The organism is Polynucleobacter tropicus (assembly GCF_013307225.1).
GTDB lineage: Bacteria > Pseudomonadota > Gammaproteobacteria > Burkholderiales > Burkholderiaceae > Polynucleobacter > Polynucleobacter tropicus.
In genome coordinates this window covers 1,173,720-1,191,009 of the sequence record NZ_CP028942.1, presented here as the reverse complement: position 1 = coordinate 1,191,009, position 17,290 = coordinate 1,173,720, and the positions used below count along the sequence as shown (strand labels likewise).

Genomic DNA, 17,290 nt, shown 5'->3' with positions numbered 1-17,290 from the left:
AAGAGAGATAGAAGATGAGCGATACCCGTATATTTGAAATCTACCGTTACGATCCAGATGTCGATGCAGCTCCACGCATGCAGCGCTATGAGTTAGAACTGACTGGTGAGCGTATGTTGTTGGATGCGTTGATTTCTTTGAAGAAACAAGACGAGACAATTTCTTATCGTCGTTCATGCCGTGAGGGCGTGTGCGGTTCAGACGCAATGAACATTAACGGTAAGAATGGTTTGGCTTGCTTGACCAATATGTTGACTTTGCCTAAGGTCATCACTTTACGCCCATTACCTGGTTTGCCAGTAGTGCGCGATTTGATTGTCGACATGACTTTGTTCTTCAAGCAATATTTGTCTATCAAACCTTACTTAGTAAACGACAATCCACCTCCAGAAAAAGAGCGTCTTCAGAGTCCTGAAGAGCGTGAAGAGTTGAATGGCTTGTATGAGTGCATTTTGTGTGCATCTTGCTCAACTTCATGCCCATCTTTCTGGTGGAATCCAGATAAGTTCGTAGGTCCAGCTGGTTTGTTGCAGGCATATCGCTTTATTGCTGATAGCCGCGATGAAGAAACCGCACGTCGCCTGGATAATTTAGAGGATCCGTACCGTTTATTCCGTTGCCACACCATCATGAATTGCGTGGACGTATGTCCTAAGCATTTAAACCCAACGAAGGCGATTGGCAAAATTAAGGAGTTGATGGTTCGTAGGGCGGTATGACCCTCGGAAACGCAGAGTTATATCGTTTAAAGAGTGACGCCCGCAGGGGGTTGCTTGAAAATGATTTAATTCTGCAACGTTTCTTTGCTCGCTACGGCGATCAGTTAAGCGTAGAAGATGGAAAAGTTTTAAGCCAGTTATTGGCCTTAGATGACAACGATTTGATGGATTTATTGATCGCTCGAAAAGATTCTGTGGCTGGATTGGAAAAGGAGATGCAGGCTGACTCCTTTAAAAAGGTATTACAAAGGCTGAGAGAGAAATAATTCAGTCTGTAGTCGCAGTAGTAGTGCAAGCGTGTGATCGAATAGTGAAGTAATCATAATTTTGAATGACTAAGGATTAGAAATGATTGAATCGGACATCAAGGCAAAACTTTCGTTTTCGGATGGCACACCAGATATTGATCTGCCAATTTACAAGGGGACAGTGGGTCCAGATGTAATTGACATCCGCAAGCTTTATGGTCAAACCGGTAAGTTCACTTACGATTCCGGCTTCCTTTCTACTGCGTCATGCAATAGCAAAATTACCTACATCGATGGCGATAAGGGTGAGTTACTCTATCGTGGCTATCCAATTGAGGATTTAGCAGGCAAGTGCGACTTCTTGGAAGTTTGCTACCTCTTGATCAATGGCGAATTGCCAAATGTTAAAGAGAAGAAGGACTTTGAAAATATGGTCATGCACCACACCATGGTTCATGAGCAGATGCAATTCTTCTTACGCGGCTTCCGTCGCGATGCTCATCCAATGTCTGTATTGACTGGCTTAGTTGGTGCAATGGCTGCTTTCTACCATGATGAGATTGACTATAGCGAGCCGTATGCGCGTGAGGTAGCGCAAATTCGTTTGATCGCAAAGATGCCAACTTTGGTAGCGATGGCATACAAATATTCTGTAGGACAACCATTTATCTATCCAGATAATTCTTTGTCTTACACCGCAAACTTTATGCGCATGATGTTCGCAACACCATGTGAAGAGTACAAAGTAAACCCAGTATTGGTTCGCGCATTGGATCGCATCTTCACATTGCATGCAGACCATGAGCAAAACGCTTCCACTTCAACAGTACGCTTGTGCGGTTCTTCAGGCACCAATCCATTCGCCGCGATTTCCGCTGGTATCGCTTGCTTATGGGGTCCTGCACACGGTGGCGCGAATGAAGCTTGCTTGCAAATGTTGAATGAAATTCAAGCAAATGGTGGCGTAGATAAGATTCATGAATTTATCGCGCAAGTAAAAGATAAGAACTCAGGCGTTCGCTTGATGGGCTTTGGTCACCGCGTTTACAAGAACTTCGATCCACGCGCAAAATTGATGCGTGAAACTTGCTACGAAGTATTGAATGAACTTGGCTTGCAAGATGATCCATTGTTTAAGTTGGCAATGACTCTTGAGAAGATTGCCTTGGAAGACGACTACTTTGTAAGCCGCAAGCTTTATCCAAACGTTGACTTCTACTCTGGAATTGTTCAGCGCGCTCTCGGCATTCCAACTGAGATGTTCACCTGTATTTTTGCTTTGGCAAGAACAGTGGGTTGGATTGCTCAGTGGGAAGAGATGATTACGGATCCTGAGTACAAGATTGGACGTCCGCGTCAGCTGTACGTTGGCGAAACTTCACGTAAGGTTCCAGATATTTCTACTCGTAAATAAAGGTTTTAAGGTCTCTCATGTCTCGTACGCTTTATGACAAATTGTGGGATGACCACGTTGTTTACTCTGAAGAAGATGGCACAGCCACGATCTATATCGATCGACAATTGCTGCATGAGGTAACAAGCCCTCAAGCATTTGAAGGTCTTAATTTGGCTGGCCGTCCTGTTTGGCGCATCTCCGCCAACTTGGCTGTCTCTGATCACAATGTGCCAACAACTGATCGGAGTCAAGGAATTACTGATCCTATTTCTAGGTTGCAAGTGGATACCTTGGATCAAAACTGTGACGCATTTGGAATTACCCAGTACAAGATGAACGACACCCGTCAGGGTATTGTTCACGTGATTGGCTCAGAGCAGGGCGCAACTTTGCCAGGCATGACAGTAGTGTGTGGTGATTCGCACACGAGTACACACGGTGCATTTGGCGCCTTGGCATTTGGTATCGGCACGTCTGAAGTGGAGCACGTTCTCGCTACACAAACCTTGCTCATGAAAAAGAGCAAGAACATGTTGGTGCGCGTGGATGGACGCTTGCAACCAGGTGCTACCGCGAAAGATATCGTATTGGCCGTGATTGGCAAGATTGGTACGGCTGGCGGTACGGGTTACACCATTGAGTTTGCAGGTGAGGCTATTCGCAATCTCTCTATGGAAGGTCGAATGACCATCTGCAATATGGCAATTGAAGCAGGCGCTCGTTCTGGCTTGGTTGCTGTAGATGAGACAACGATTGAATACATTCAAGGTCGCCCTTATGCGCCAAAAGGACCTGCTTTATTGCAGGCTTTGCAATATTGGAGAACCTTGCACTCTGATGCAGATGCGAAATTCGATGCGGTTGTTGAGTTGCGTGCAGAAGAGATTGCCCCGCAAGTGACTTGGGGTACGTCACCAGAGATGGTTCTCTCGATTGGCGATCGTGTTCCAGACCCAGAAAAAGAGCGTGATCCTAACAAGCGTTCTGCGATTGAGCGCGCTTTGGAATATATGAACCTCACTCCGAATACACCGTTGAGTAGCATTGCGGTTGATAAGGTGTTTATTGGTTCATGCACCAATAGTCGTATTGAAGATATTCGTGCTGCTGCAAAAGTAGTCGATCGCATTGGTAAAAAAGTTGCAGCTAATGTCAAATTAGCTTTGGTTGTACCTGGCTCTGGCTTGGTAAAAGCCCAAGCAGAGCGCGAAGGTTTGGATCGTATTTTCAAGGCTGCTGGCTTCGAGTGGCGTGAACCTGGTTGTTCTATGTGTTTGGCAATGAATGCCGACCGTCTTGAGCCAGGCGAGCGTTGCGCCTCAACCTCGAATCGTAACTTTGAAGGCCGCCAAGGTAATGGTGGTCGCACTCATTTAGTGAGCCCAGCAATGGCTGCAGCCGCGGCAATTGAAGGCCACTTTGTTGACGTTCGCAAGATTTCTTAAGGGTAATTGCAATGAAATTTTCTCCAGTTTCCTTAATTGCCAGATTAACAATTGTTGGCGTCATTGGATTGGTAATTGCAGCTTGCACTAGCACCTTCGAAGGTATGGGAAAAGATTTGCAGACCATGGGTAATGCCATGGGCGGCTCTGGCGCAAACACAACTCAACAGAATCAATCGCAGACTCAGGGTAAAGATGTTGTTGTTACTCCTGTGAAGTAAGCAGATTTAGATTAAATATTTAGCGAAGTCAGAATCATGGAAAAATTTACGGTATACAAAGGTCTAGTTGCTCCGCTCAATCGTGAGAACGTGGATACCGACGCGATTATTCCGAAACAGTTTTTAAAGTCGATTAAGAAAACTGGCTTTGGCCAAAACTTATTTGATGAGTGGCGTTACCTTGATCATGGTGAGCCTGGTCAGGATTGCAGCAAGCGTCCCGTAAATCCTGATTTTGTTTTAAATCAGCCCCGTTACAAAGGTGCCGGCATTTTGTTGGCACGCAAAAACTTTGGCTGCGGTAGCTCTCGTGAACATGCTCCCTGGGCTTTGGATCAATTTGGATTTAGAGCGGTTATTGCCCCTAGCTTTGCTGACATTTTCTACAACAACTGCTTCAAGAACGGTCTTTTGCCTATCGTTTTGAGCGAGATTCAAGTGGATCATCTCTTTAACGAGACCATGGCTTTTAGCGGATACCAGCTCACAATCGATTTAGAGGCTCAGCAGGTCATTACCCCTGATGGCACCGCACATAGCTTTGAGGTAGCCCCATTCAGAAAGTATTGCCTACTTAACGGTTTGGACGATATTGGCTTAACTCTGCGTCATGCAGATAAAATTAAGGCTTTTGAAGCTGAGCGCATTCTGAAAATGCCTTGGCTGGCAACCCAGTTGCCTTAATTTGTTGATTTAAAGGCCTTTTCATGAAAATTGCAGTTCTCCCGGGCGATGGGATCGGCCCGGAAATCGTTGCTCAAGCCGTCCGCGTTCTCAAAGCGCTGGGCCCAAATTTTGATTTGGAAGAGGCTCCTGTAGGTGGTGCTGCCTACGATGTAGCGGGGCATCCATTGCCACCAGCTACTCTTGAGTTGGCTAAGAAGGCCGATGCGATTTTATTTGGCGCTGTTGGCGATTGGAAATATGACTCCCTCGCACGTGAATTGCGCCCTGAACAAGCGATCTTAGGTTTACGTAAACATCTGGAGTTGTTTGCTAACTTTAGACCTGCGATTTGCTATCCAGAATTGACTGCAGCTTCTAGCCTAAAGCCAGAAATTATTGGCGGTCTCGATATTTTGATTGTGCGAGAGCTCAACGGCGATATTTACTTTGGTCAGCCACGAGGTATTCGTACTTCTGAGTTGCCTTTATTTAAAGGTGCGCGCGAGGGCTTTGACACAATGCACTATAGCGAGCCTGAAGTAGAACGCATTGGACGTGTTGCATTTGAAGCGGCGCAAAAGCGTGGCAAGAAGGTATGCAGTGTTGATAAGGCTAACGTACTTGAGACATCACAGCTATGGCGCGAAGTCATGATTCGGGTATCAAAAGACTATCCAGATGTAGAGCTCTCTCACATGTATGTAGATAACGCTGCAATGCAGTTAGTGAAGGCTCCAAAGGCCTTTGATGTTGTTGTGACTGGCAATCTTTTTGGCGACATATTGTCTGATGAAGCGGCAATGTTGACTGGTTCTATTGGTATGCTGCCTTCAGCATCTTTAGATAAGAACAATAAAGGCTTGTATGAGCCTAGTCATGGTTCCGCTCCTGACATTGCTGGCAAGGGAATTGCAAACCCTTTGGCAACTATTTTGTCGGCAGCAATGATGTTGCGTTACTCATTAGGGATGCCTGCTGAAGCGGATCGTATTGAGAAAGCGGTTCAGAAGGTATTGGCCCAAGGTTTGCGTACTGCAGATATTTACACCGAGGGCACGAAAAAAGTATCAACGGTAGAGATGGGTGATGCAGTTGTAGCAGCGCTTGCGTAAGAAGTAAAAAAGAAGACAGAAATTAAAGAGTAGTCAAATTCACTAAATAGTTGATGATCATGGCAAATACAAAAACACCTTTGGTAGGCTTAGTTGGCTGGCGTGGAATGGTTGGTAGCGTTCTGATGGAACGTATGCTTGCCGAAAAAGATTTCGATCTGATTGAGCCAGTTTTCTTCAGCACCAGTCAAGCTGGCGGCGAAGTCCCTTTGTTAAATGGTCAAAAAGTAACTAAGAGTGAAAGTACTCTACAAGATGCCAATGACATTAAGGCATTAGCTCGTTGCGACATTATTTTGACTTGCCAAGGTGGCGATTACACCAATGAGATTTTTCCAAAGCTGCGCGCTGCAGGCTGGAATGGCCATTGGATTGATGCCGCTAGTGCATTGCGCATGAAGGACGATGCGGTATTGATCTTGGATCCAGTAAATCGCCCTGTAATTGATAAAGCCTTAGCTGCTGGCGGCAAGAACTGGATTGGCAGTAACTGCACAGTGAGCTTGATGATGATGGCGATGGGTGGTCTTGTTAAGGCAGACATGGTTGAGTGGATTAGCGCCATGACTTATCAAGCTGCTTCTGGTGCTGGTGCGCAGAATATGCGTGAGTTGCTTTTACAAATGGGCGCATTGCGTGACAGCGTTGCCGCTGAATTAGCTGATCCTTCTTCATGGATTTTGGATATCGATCGCAAAGTTACTGAGACATTGCGATCGGCTGATTTTCCAAAAAAGAACTTCCGCAATACTGCTTTAGCTGGCAGCTTAATTCCGTGGATAGATGTGCCTGTAGAGAATGGTCAAACTAAAGAAGAGTGGAAGGGTGGCGCTGAGTTCAATAAGATTCTCGGACGTCCTGCATTCCGCACCCCTGGTAGCATTCCTATTGATGGCTTGTGTGTTCGTGTTGGCGCAATGCGTTGCCACTCACAAGGTCTAACTGTAAAGCTGAAGAAAGATATTCCGCTGAAGGAAATCGAAACCATTTTGGCAAATGATAATCAATGGGTAAAGGTTATTCCAAATGACCGGGAAACCACTGAGCGTGACTTGTCGCCAGCGGCCGTTAGTGGAACTTTGAGAGTGCCGATTGGTCGTTTGCATAAATTAGCAATGGGTCCTGAGTACCTTGGCGCCTTCACAGTCGGTGATCAGTTGTTATGGGGTGCCGCTGAACCTTTGCGTCGTATGTTAAGAATCTTACTTGAGTGATAATGCAAGAATGACTCGCTTTACCCGTTCCCTGCTTATCAAATTACTCTGCTTGATTGGGCTGGGGTGGGCTAGTTCGTCTTGGGCTTTCACATTAGGTGCGCCCCAGGTTCAATCATTGGCAGGTGAGCCGCTACGCGTAGAAATTCCAATCCAAATTACTGCTGATGATCAGGCTATATTGCCGAGCTTGACTGTCGATATGCCCAATAAGGCGATGTACGAACAATTGGGTGTATCGCAACGTATTGTTGATTTAAATCCACAGGCGATGATCTATCGCAATCGTCAAGAAGATTTAATGGTCTTGATTGAAACAGTCAATCCTGTTCCCATTATCGATGACCCATTTATTAATGTGTTGCTGAATCTCAGTTGGGAAAATGGCAGCCAATTCAAAACCTATACTTTTTTATTGGCTGACCCTCAGAAGATTTTGGTAAAGCCTGGCCAAACTCTTTCTGAAATTGCGGATAGCATCTTGCCTCAGCTAGATGGGGCAAACTTAAATCAAGCAATGATTGCTTTATTTAAAGCTAATCCTGATGCGTTCGCGAGTGGCAATATTAATGTTCTATCCGCGGGCGCAGAGCTTACGAAGCCAAGCCAATCTGTATTGGGCTCTATAAGTCCCACAGAAGCGAGTCAGATGGTTTCAGAGGCAAATCAAAAATGGCGCTCTGAGAGAGAGTCACAAGGCAAGGTAGAGGTTAAGTCCGATCGAGACGAGGCTCAATTAAGCAAGGATGCGCCCAAAGATGCATTAAAGATTGGCTCAAGTGCCGATAGTAAAGACCTAGAGAAGCAATATGTTGAGCAATTGGTTGCCGAAGAAAAGCAATTAGAGCAAACCAAATCTCGAATAGCGACTTTAGAAAAAAATATTTCTGAATTACAAGGATTGCTTGATCAAGCAAAGGTTGAAGAAAAGCCTGTACAGCAGCATAAATTTACTTTGCCACGCCTGCCTGATTTACCAACTTTATCTAATTTACCCAGCTTACCTGAATTGCCTAACGTGCCAAAGCAGGCAATGTTTGTGCTTGTGGTGCTAGCCGCTTTTGCAGTGGTAGCGTTGGTGGTAATTCTATTGTGGGGCTTGATTCGCTTTGTGCGTAAACCCATGCTAAATAGCATTCAGCATACCCCCACTGAAGATGCTCCATCAGAGTCTTTGGGGGTGCAATCTGGGCCTGAATACAGCATACCAGAGCGTGCCCAAGCAATTTTTTCTGGGCTTAATCTTGATCTTGGTTCTTCCAGTAAAAATGACGCGAGTCAGGTTCAGTCTAGTCCAGAAAACTCAAAGGCCCTTGCGGATGCTTTGCGAGTTAAGTTGAACTTGGCACGTGCATATATCACTATTGAAGATTTTTCTGCTGCAAAAAAGTCTCTAGAAGAGGTATTGAACACGAGTAATGCTGTTGATCCAGCAATTACCATTGAAGCACAGGGCTTATTGTCGGAGCTCTCTCAGCGTCAGTCTTAGGTTTAGCTTATGCGTATTGCGCTTGGCCTTCAGTATGACGGAGCTTCATATGCTGGTTGGCAAATACAGGCAAATCAACTGACCCTACAGGGAGAGCTAGAGAGGGCAATAACGGCATTTATCGGAGAGGTGCCTGGTAAGAAGGCCCCTATCCAGACTATTACCGCAGGAAGAACGGATGCTGGTGTTCATGCCTTAGGTCAAGTAGTTCATTTCGATACTGATGTGAAGCGCGAGATGTATTCTTGGGTGCGAGGGGTCAATTCTTACCTACCAAAGTCGATTGTGGTGAACTGGGCTACCGAAGTTTCAGAAGAATTTAGTGCGCGATTTAGTGCAAGCGAACGAACGTATATCTATGCCCTGCATGCTGGCCCTTGCAGATCTCCGATGATGAATGAGAGGGTGGGCTATGTGATGTTGCCTCCCGGTGCATGGTTTGACGTCGATGCTATGCGCGAAGCTGCGACTTGCCTTATAGGCAAACATGATTTCAGCTCATTTAGGTCGTCTGAGTGTCAAAGTAAAACACCAGTCAAAACAATGTATTCCATTGATATCGTTTCTAAAGAGCCTTGGTTGTATTTTCGAATTCGAGGCAATGCCTTTTTGCACCACATGGTCCGTAATTTGGTGGGCTCATTTTTGATGATTGGCCGTGGAAAAAGAAAGCCGGAGTGGATGACAGAAGTTCTGGCGGCAAAAGACCGCCAAATGGCAGCCCCTACGTTTATGCCAGATGGCCTTTATTTAGCCAAAATTACCTATCCCCCAGAGTTTGCTATTCCGGGCCCTTGGCTGAAAAACTCCTGGCTGCCACCTAGCGTGATCGGGGCTTAAGCCTTATTTAAGCCTTATCATTAACCTATGGGCTTATTGACTTACTCACCTGGCCGTACAAGGGTCAAAATCTGCGGCTTACGCACCGCTGCTGACATAGATGCAGCAGTGACAGCGGGCGTGGATGCAGTCGGTTTCGTGTTTTATCCGCCTAGCGCGCGGGCTGTAACCCCTCATATTGCTGCCCAGCTTATAGCTAGACTTCCCGCTGGAATAGATGCTGTTGGCTTGTTAGTTAACGCAAGTGATGAAGAATATGCCGCTATTCGTGCAGTCGCTCCAATTACCCTTTGGCAGTTTCATGGGGATGAGGCGCCTGAAAGATGCGCCCAAATAGCTCAAAATGAGCCTTGGATGAAGGCTGCCCGCATTGGCAAGCAGTTCGCCTTCGACGATTTTTCCCTACAATATAGGGATGCTGACGCTTTTCTGCTGGATGCTCTTGTCGAGGGCTATGGTGGCGGAGGCGTTCCTTTTGATTGGCAGGGGATTCCACAAACATGGGCAAGCGAAAACGCGCCTCGGGTCGTTTTGAGTGGTGGATTGAACGCGCACAACGTGGGCGAGGCGATTGCTCGTCTTCATCCTTGCGCAGTTGACGTCAGTAGTGGCGTCGAAAGCAGTAAGGGTGTTAAAGATGCCGCGCTCATGACTCAATTTGTTCAAGCTGTGCGCGCGGCGGATGCTAAAACATCTTCCCAGTAAATTGCCGCAAATAAATCAAAAGAGGTAACTATGTACGACAAGCCAGATGCTCGAGGACATTTCGGTCCTTATGGTGGTGTGTTTGTTTCAGAGACATTGATGTATGCATTGGATGAGCTCAAAGAGGCTTATGCAAAGTATCAACATGATCCAGAATTTCTGGAAGAGTTTCATTACGAGTTAAAACACTTCGTTGGACGTCCTTCGCCCATCTATCACGCAAAACGTTGGAGTGAGATGTTGGGTGGCGCGCAAATTTATCTAAAGCGTGAAGACTTAAACCATACAGGCGCCCACAAAATCAACAATGTGATTGGCCAGGCAATGCTGGCAAAGCGTATGGGTAAGCCACGTATTATTGCTGAGACAGGTGCGGGACAGCATGGAGTTGCTACAGCAACGATTTGCGCTCGCTTCGGCTTGGATTGCACGGTATATCAAGGGGCAGTAGACGTAGCTCGTCAAGCTCAGAACGTTTTCCGCATGAAGTTGCTCGGCGCCAAGGTTGTACCTGTTGAATCTGGTACTAAAACCTTGAAAGACGCACTCAATGAAGCTATGCGCGATTGGGTTACTAATGTAGATAACACTTTCTACATTATTGGAACAGTAGCGGGACCTCATCCTTATCCGATGATGGTGCGTGATTTTCAGAGTGTGATTGGTGAAGAGTGCAAAGTACAAATGCCAGAGATGACTGGCAATCAACCTGATTACGTATTGGCTTGTGTTGGTGGTGGCTCTAACGCCATGGGAATCTTCTACCCCTATATTGATTTACCAAATGTCAAATTAATTGGTGTTGAAGCCGCAGGGCATGGCTTGACTAGTGGATTGCATTCTGCCGCTCTATGCGTTGGTAAGCCTGGTGTTCTGCACGGTAATCGCACCTATTTATTGCAAGATCAGAACGGTCAAATTTCAGAGACGCACTCTGTATCTGCTGGCATGGACTATCCAGGTGTTGGTCCTGAGCATGCATGGTTGAAAGACTCAGGACGTGCTGATTATGTTGCCATCACAGATGAAGAAGCGCTTCAGGCTTTCCATGATTGCTGTCGTATTGAAGGCATCATTCCCGCTTTGGAATCCTCGCATGCAATTGCATATGCTTGCAAGCTAGCCAAGACGCTGCCAAAAGATAAAACTATCTTAGTAAACCTTTCTGGTCGAGGTGATAAGGATATGCATACTGTGGCGCAGGCAACAGGCTCTGAGGGTTAATGGCTAAGGCGAACGCACGCAGAAATAAAAAAGAAAAACAAAAATAAAAAAGAAACTTCCTTATGTCGAAAATTACCGCACTGTTTAAAGAGCTAAAAGCCACGGGTAAGAAAGGATTAATTCCTTTTATTACCGCAGGTGATCCGGATCCAAAATTGACTGTCGAGCTCATGCATGCATTAGTACGTGGTGGGTCGAGCGTGATCGAGTTGGGCGTGCCATTTTCAGATCCAATGGCAGATGGGCCTGTGATTCAAAGGTCATCTGAGCGTGCTCTAGAACATGGCGTGTCATTGCACACATGCTTAGAAATGGTCAAAGAGTTTCGCAGGACGGATGCAAAGACCCCAGTGGTGCTGATGGGTTACGCCAATCCGGTTGAGCAAATGGGTTCTGAACGATTTGCGAGCGAGGCAAAAGCAGCTGGTGTGGATGGTGTACTGGTAGTCGACTATCCACCAGAGGAGTGCGTGGATTTTGCGGCGCGCATGCGGACAGCTGGAATTGACCCCATCTTCTTGCTGGCACCAACTTCCTCGCACGATCGCATTAAAGAGGCCGCGAAAATTGCCTCTGGTTACATTTATTACGTATCTATGCGTGGAGTTACCGGTGCATCCCATCTGAATACCCAGGATGTGGCTAGCATCCTCCCTAAAATCCGCGAGGAAACCGATATTCCGATTGCTGTGGGATTTGGTATCAGTGATGCCGCCAGCGCCAAGGCTGTATCTGCTAGCGCCGATGCTGTAGTGATCGGTAGCCGCATTATTCGCCTATTGGAGGATGCGCCCCCAGGTCAGGCGGTACAATCACTGGAAACCTTTATTCGTGAGATTCGCGACGCATTGGATAGCTAAAACTGATGAGCTGGATAGATAAATTACTCCCACCCCAAATTCAACATACCGATCCAGCAAATCGCAAATCGGTTCCGGAAGGTTTGTGGGTTAAGTGTCCCAGTTGTGAAACGGTTTTATACAGCACTGACATTGAGGCAAATCTCTCTGTCTGTCCAAAATGTAGTCACCACATGCGTATTGGTGCACGTCAAAGGTTAGAGAATCTATTTGACGAAAAAGGTCGTTATGAAATCGGTGCTGATATCTATCCAACTGATCCACTGAGATTTAAAGATTCTAAAAAGTATCCCGATCGTATTAAAGAAGCAAATGATGCATCTGGTGAAACAGAGGCCTTGATTGTGATGGGAGGCAAGATTGAAAGTATTCCGGTTGTAGCAGCTTGCTTTGAGTTCCAATATATGGGCGGATCAATGGGCTCCGTGGTTGGCGAGCGCTTTGCTCGTGGGGTTCAAGAGGCTATCAATAAGAAATGTGCATTCATATGCATCACTGCAACGGGTGGCGCTCGCATGCAAGAGAGCTTGCTGTCACTTTTTCAGATGGCAAAAACAAATTCAATGTTGACCTTGCTATCTAAAAAAGGTTTGCCTTACATCAGCGTGCTGACCGACCCTACTATGGGCGGAATTTCAGCTAGCTTTGCATTTATGGGTGATGTCGTTATGGCAGAGCCAAAAGCATTAATTGGTTTTGCTGGCCCACGCGTGATCGAGCAAACTGTTCGCGAAAAATTGCCTGAAGGATTTCAGCGTTCAGAGTTTCTCATGCAAAAGGGTGGGATCGATATGATCGTCGATCGTCGTCAAATGCGTGGCGAGATTGCGCGTTTGTTGGCCTTGTTGCAAAAACTTCCAGAGCCTGCGATTGCGGGTAGCTCAGCCGTTTAAGCGCTTGAGCACTGCACACCAAAACCTAATTCTCTTTAATAGCCTCGAGGCTTGGCTTAGCCACCTTGAAACTGCTCACCCAGTCGGTATCGATATGGGGCTTGAGCGCATTAATCGCGTTAAGGCTGCGCTAGATCTCCATTATGACTGCCCAGTTATTACAGTCGCAGGCACAAATGGTAAAGGCTCTACATGCGCCTATTTGGAAAGCATCTTACTTGCTTCTGGTTATCGTGTTGGTTGTCATACCTCACCTCATCTTCTGACATTTAATGAGCGTGCGCGCATTAATGGCGAAGAAGTGAAAGATGCGCTCTTGCTTGAGAGTTTCACCGCAGTTGAAAATGCACGAGTTAGCTTAATTGATGCCCCAACACTCACATATTTTGAGTTCACGACTTTAGCGATCATGTTTTTGTTCTCAAAGTCAAGCTTAGATGCAGTAGTGCTAGAGGTTGGTATGGGCGGTCGTTTGGATGCCGTCAATATTGTCGACGCTGATTGCGCTATTGTGACTAGTATCGATATTGATCATGCTGACTTCTTGGGTGGTACACGCGAAGCAATTGGCTTGGAAAAAGCGGGAATTTTTCGTCCAGGACATATCGCTGTTTGTGGGGATCCGGTGCCTCCACAATCGTTAATTGAATATGCCGAAAAATTAGGTTGCGATCTTTGGTTGCAGGGTCGAGATTACAACTTCCAGGGTGATAAGCAACAATGGGGCTGGGCAGGGCGAGGAAAACGTTTTAGTGGTTTGGGTTATCCAGCCTTGCGTGGCGCAAATCAAATCCTGAATGCATCAGCAGTAATAGCGGCATTAATGGCGCTGCATCAGCGCTTACCGGTAAGCGCCCAAGATATTCGTAACGGTTTTGCCATGGTGGAACTTCCTGGTCGTTTCCAGGTTTTACCTGGGCAGCCAACGGTTGTGCTGGATGTGGCCCATAACCCTCATGCTGCCGCCACCCTGGGGCAAGGTCTAGATAAGATGGGGTATCACCCATACACCTATGCCATTTTTGGGGCCATGGCGGACAAGGATGTTGAGGGCGTTATTAAACCCCTTCTGAATATCGTGGATTTTTGGTTTTGCACTGACTTACCAACTCCAAGGGCAGCTTCAGCAAAGACCTTGGCCCATAAGCTTGAATCCATGGGGGTGAAGCCTAAAAATGGGGCAGATGGAGGCATCGAAATCTTTGAAAATCCCGCTTTGGCATATCAAAAAGCGCTATCTCAGGCAGGCGAGGGTGATAGAATTGTGACCTTCGGATCCTTCTATACCGTTGCAGGCGTAATGGCTTATCGAAACAACCAGGCGCATTGATCCATGATTCGTTTACCAAGCTTGTTTAAGCGAAAAACTCAGTCTGATGACCTTAAAACGGGGTCTGTGGGGCGTCGCACCACAAAAAGGGTTGAGCCACGTGCATTCCAGCGCGCTTCAGAGTCTGAAGAGCTTATATTTACGGATGATCCAGAGCAACAAAGGGCTCGGCATCGTCTGATTGGTGCAGCTGTTTTGGTATTGATCGCTGTGATTGGTTTGCCCCGCATCTTGGATAGTAAGCCTAAGGCTGTTAACAACGATATTGCCATCAATATTGTTACGAGTTTGCCGGCACCAAGTGTTGATAACAAGCTAGACGTAAAGTCGCAGGAAAGCCCAAAAATAGATACTCCTGTTGCGGTCTCTAAGTCAGCAACCCCCACTCCTGAAGTAAAGGTGGAGCCAAAGACAGAGGTTAAGTCAGCAAATGCGACTAACAAAGCGCCTTCTTTAGGTTTGGCTGATGGCGAAGAGGTGGTTTCTGCAGCTTCAAATGCAAAACCTAAGACTGATGTGAGCCCCAGGAACGCAGATAATTCTTCGGCTAAGAATTCAGTTAAATATGGAATTCCAGTTGGTAGTTTCGCAAACGATGACAGCATTAAAAATGTCGCTGCGAAATTAAAAGAGTTAAAAATCCCTTATTCTGCATCTACAAAAACCCGAGCTGATGGAGCAAAGCTCACTGTGTTTCGCGCTGGCCCTTTTAGTGATAAAGATACTGCCGAGCTTGCGGAAAAGAAAATTAAAGCGACCCTAAACCCCGCTGCCAAAATTATCGAGATTGGTAAGCAGTAATGGAGTACTTATCCACCTTAAAGCTGACATCGGTGGATTACTTCACCCTGGTTGTACTTTTGGTTTCAGCTTTGGTTGGTATTTCTAGAGGCTTATTTAAAGAGGTGCTGGCTTTAGCCTCTTGGTTTGTAGCTGCTTGGGTTGCCTATCACTACAGCAACTACTTATCCACAGAATGGCTATCGACATTTCACCTCGAGGAATTACTGAGTCTTGGATTAAGTTTCTTAATTTTGTTTGTCTTAACTTTAATTGTTTGCGGCTTATTTGGCGGCGTTGTGCAAAAGATTATTTTGTCTGCAGGTTTGAGTCTGACAGATCGCTTCTTAGGTTTGGTATTTGGTCTAGTGCGAGGTGGCTTGATTGTTGTAGTGTTTGCTACATTAGCAGCCTTGACTCCAATCCCCCAAAGCGTAGCCTGGAAAAATGCGATTACCAGGCCAGCTGTTGACATGGCAACGGGTTTAATTAAAGGTTGGCTCCCAAGTGATTGGGCAAAACAACTCAGCGATGCCATGCCAAAAGTTACCCCAACCATTACTCCTAAATTAACAATAGGAATCTAGCGATATGTGCGGCGTAGTCGGAACTGTTTCCCATTCACCAGTAAACCAGCTTCTTTATGATGCCTTGTTGCTTTTGCAACATCGTGGTCAAGATGCTGCCGGTATCGCTACGATGAATGGCAATTCATTTACGATGCACAAAGCCAATGGTTTGGTGCGAGATGTATTTAGAACGCGCAATATGCGCAGCTTGGTAGGTAATGCAGGTATTGGTCAGGTGCGTTACCCAACCGCTGGTTCTGCTAGCAGCGAAGAAGAGGCGCAGCCATTTTATGTAAGTGCCCCATACGGAATTATTTTGGCGCACAACGGCAATCTGACTAATGCAGCAAGTTTGCGTGTTGAGATGGCTTACCGTGACCGTCGTCATATCAATACCAGCTCAGATACCGAGGTATTGCTGAACGTTTTGGCTGATGAGCTTCAAAAAGAAACTAACAGCGCTGCCTTAGATGAGGGCGCAATGTTTAATGCTGTAACTGGTGTTGCTGGTCGCGTAAAGGGTTCTTATGCCGTTGTTTCCTTGATTGCTGGCTATGGACTATTGGCATTCCGTGATCCATTTGGCATCCGTCCTTTATGTATTGGCCGTATCGATACAGCTCAGGGTCCTGAGTGGATGGTAGCTTCAGAGTCAGTTGCTCTTGAGGGCCTTGGCTTCACATTTGTTCGTGATGTCAATCCTGGTGAAGCGATCTATATTGATTTGGATGGCAACTTCTTTGCGCGCCAATGTGTTGCGAATGCTGTTCTCACACCATGTATCTTTGAATATGTTTACATGGCTCGCCCTGATTCCACTATTGATGGGGTAACTGTCTATAACGTGCGCATGCGCATGGGTGATTACTTGGCCGAGAAAATACGCAAAGAGACTAACGTTGATGAGATCGATGTAGTCATGCCAATTCCGGATTCCAGTCGTCCAGCCGCGATGCAAGTAGCGAAAAATTTGGGCGTGGATTATCGCGAAGGGTTCTTCAAGAACCGTTACATTGGTCGTACCTTCATCATGCCGGGTCAGGCTGTTCGTAAAAAATCAGTTCGTCAAAAACTCAATGCGATGCGTGTTGAATTTAAAGATAAGACCATCTTGATTGTTGATGACTCGATTGTGCGCGGTACAACCTCTTTTGAGATCGTGCAAATGGCCCGAGAGTCTGGCGCCAAGAAGGTGATATTTGCTTCAGCTGCTCCACCAGTTCGTTTCCCTAATGTGTACGGTATTGATATGCCAACCCGTAGCGAGTTGGTAGCCTATGGTCGCACAGATGAAGAAATTAACAAGATGATTGGCGCCGATCAGTTGATCTATCAAAGTGTTGAGGATATGAAGCAGGCGGTTCGCGATATCAATCCAAAGATTCAGAACTTCGAAGCTTCATGTTTTGATGGAAATTACATTACTGGCGATATCAATGAGTCGTATTTAGATGCTTTAGAGGCGCAACGCAACTCCTCTGCAGCTAAGGCTGACCGTCAACGTGATTCAAGTGATTTCGCCCGCTCGCAGTTGCACTTGCATTTGGCAACCGAAGACTAAAAAGCCACAGGAATGCGC

The 17,290-nt window shown here is 46.3% G+C and carries 18 protein-coding genes; all 18 read left to right on the top strand.

The features are described from left to right. Window positions 1–14: 14 nt before the first annotated feature. The 18 genes from DCO17_RS06190 to purF all read left to right on the top strand — a co-directional run bounded on the left by DCO17_RS06190 (window position 15) and on the right by purF (window position 17,272). Window positions 15–719: a succinate dehydrogenase iron-sulfur subunit gene (locus DCO17_RS06190; RefSeq protein WP_173955886.1), complete on the top strand. Its 705-nt coding sequence runs from the start codon at window positions 15–17 to the stop codon at window positions 717–719. Continuing rightward, window positions 716–985, top strand: coding sequence for a succinate dehydrogenase assembly factor 2 (locus DCO17_RS06185; protein ID WP_173955885.1), 270 nt, complete (start codon window positions 716–718; stop codon window positions 983–985). Before DCO17_RS06190 ends, DCO17_RS06185 begins: the two co-directional genes overlap by 4 nt. 82 nt (window positions 986–1,067) lie before the next feature. Beyond that, entirely contained in the window at window positions 1,068–2,381 is a 1,314-nt protein-coding gene (gltA, locus tag DCO17_RS06180) for a citrate synthase (RefSeq protein WP_173955884.1), read from the top strand. A gap of 17 nt (window positions 2,382–2,398) precedes the next feature. Beyond that, the gene (gene leuC / locus DCO17_RS06175) at window positions 2,399–3,808 is read left to right on the top strand and encodes a 3-isopropylmalate dehydratase large subunit (protein WP_173955883.1); all 1,410 of its coding nucleotides are present in this window, start codon (window positions 2,399–2,401) and stop codon (window positions 3,806–3,808) included. Window positions 3,809–3,819: 11 nt separating this feature from the next. Beyond that, the gene (locus DCO17_RS06170) at window positions 3,820–4,029 is read left to right on the top strand and encodes a hypothetical protein (RefSeq protein WP_173955882.1); all 210 of its coding nucleotides are present in this window, start codon (window positions 3,820–3,822) and stop codon (window positions 4,027–4,029) included. A 36-nt stretch (window positions 4,030–4,065) separates the two neighbouring features. Beyond that, on the top strand, window positions 4,066–4,713 hold the full coding sequence (leuD, locus tag DCO17_RS06165; protein ID WP_173955881.1) for a 3-isopropylmalate dehydratase small subunit: 648 nt from the start codon (window positions 4,066–4,068) through the stop codon (window positions 4,711–4,713). Between the two features lie 23 nt (window positions 4,714–4,736). Then, the gene (leuB, locus tag DCO17_RS06160) at window positions 4,737–5,807 is read left to right on the top strand and encodes a 3-isopropylmalate dehydrogenase (RefSeq protein WP_173955880.1); all 1,071 of its coding nucleotides are present in this window, start codon (window positions 4,737–4,739) and stop codon (window positions 5,805–5,807) included. Between the two features lie 59 nt (window positions 5,808–5,866). Beyond that, entirely contained in the window at window positions 5,867–7,021 is a 1,155-nt protein-coding gene (asd, locus tag DCO17_RS06155; protein WP_173955879.1) for an aspartate-semialdehyde dehydrogenase, read from the top strand. A 10-nt stretch (window positions 7,022–7,031) separates the two neighbouring features. Continuing rightward, window positions 7,032–8,510: a FimV/HubP family polar landmark protein gene (locus DCO17_RS06150; RefSeq protein WP_173955878.1), complete on the top strand. Its 1,479-nt coding sequence runs from the start codon at window positions 7,032–7,034 to the stop codon at window positions 8,508–8,510. A gap of 9 nt (window positions 8,511–8,519) precedes the next feature. Next, entirely contained in the window at window positions 8,520–9,350 is an 831-nt protein-coding gene (truA, locus tag DCO17_RS06145) for a tRNA pseudouridine(38-40) synthase TruA (RefSeq protein WP_173955877.1), read from the top strand. A gap of 27 nt (window positions 9,351–9,377) precedes the next feature. Beyond that, window positions 9,378–10,055 carry a phosphoribosylanthranilate isomerase gene (locus DCO17_RS06140; RefSeq protein WP_173955876.1) on the top strand — a complete coding sequence of 226 codons (678 nt, stop codon included), beginning with the start codon at window positions 9,378–9,380 and terminating at the stop codon, window positions 10,053–10,055. Between the two features lie 30 nt (window positions 10,056–10,085). After that, window positions 10,086–11,279, top strand: a complete 1,194-nt coding sequence (gene trpB, locus DCO17_RS06135) for a tryptophan synthase subunit beta (RefSeq protein ID WP_173955875.1) — start codon at window positions 10,086–10,088, stop codon at window positions 11,277–11,279. 62 nt (window positions 11,280–11,341) lie between these two features. Further along, window positions 11,342–12,139 (top strand): tryptophan synthase subunit alpha, encoded by a 798-nt coding sequence (trpA, locus tag DCO17_RS06130; RefSeq protein WP_173955874.1) that lies wholly within the window; start codon window positions 11,342–11,344, stop codon window positions 12,137–12,139. A gap of 5 nt (window positions 12,140–12,144) precedes the next feature. Next, entirely contained in the window at window positions 12,145–13,032 is an 888-nt protein-coding gene (gene accD / locus DCO17_RS06125) for an acetyl-CoA carboxylase, carboxyltransferase subunit beta (protein WP_173955873.1), read from the top strand. 4 nt (window positions 13,033–13,036) lie between these two features. Next, window positions 13,037–14,362, top strand: a complete 1,326-nt coding sequence (gene folC / locus DCO17_RS06120; protein WP_173955872.1) for a bifunctional tetrahydrofolate synthase/dihydrofolate synthase — start codon at window positions 13,037–13,039, stop codon at window positions 14,360–14,362. A 3-nt stretch (window positions 14,363–14,365) separates the two neighbouring features. After that, complete coding sequence (locus DCO17_RS06115) at window positions 14,366–15,163, top strand: SPOR domain-containing protein (protein ID WP_173955871.1); 798 nt, start codon at window positions 14,366–14,368, stop codon at window positions 15,161–15,163. Continuing rightward, the gene (locus DCO17_RS06110; protein ID WP_173955870.1) at window positions 15,163–15,729 is read left to right on the top strand and encodes a CvpA family protein; all 567 of its coding nucleotides are present in this window, start codon (window positions 15,163–15,165) and stop codon (window positions 15,727–15,729) included. The genes DCO17_RS06115 and DCO17_RS06110 overlap by 1 nt, the downstream gene beginning before the upstream one ends. A 4-nt stretch (window positions 15,730–15,733) precedes the next feature. Next, a complete protein-coding gene (gene purF / locus DCO17_RS06105) occupies window positions 15,734–17,272 on the top strand; it encodes an amidophosphoribosyltransferase (RefSeq protein WP_173955869.1) in 1,539 nt (512 codons plus the stop codon). Window positions 17,273–17,290: the final 18 nt, after the last annotated feature.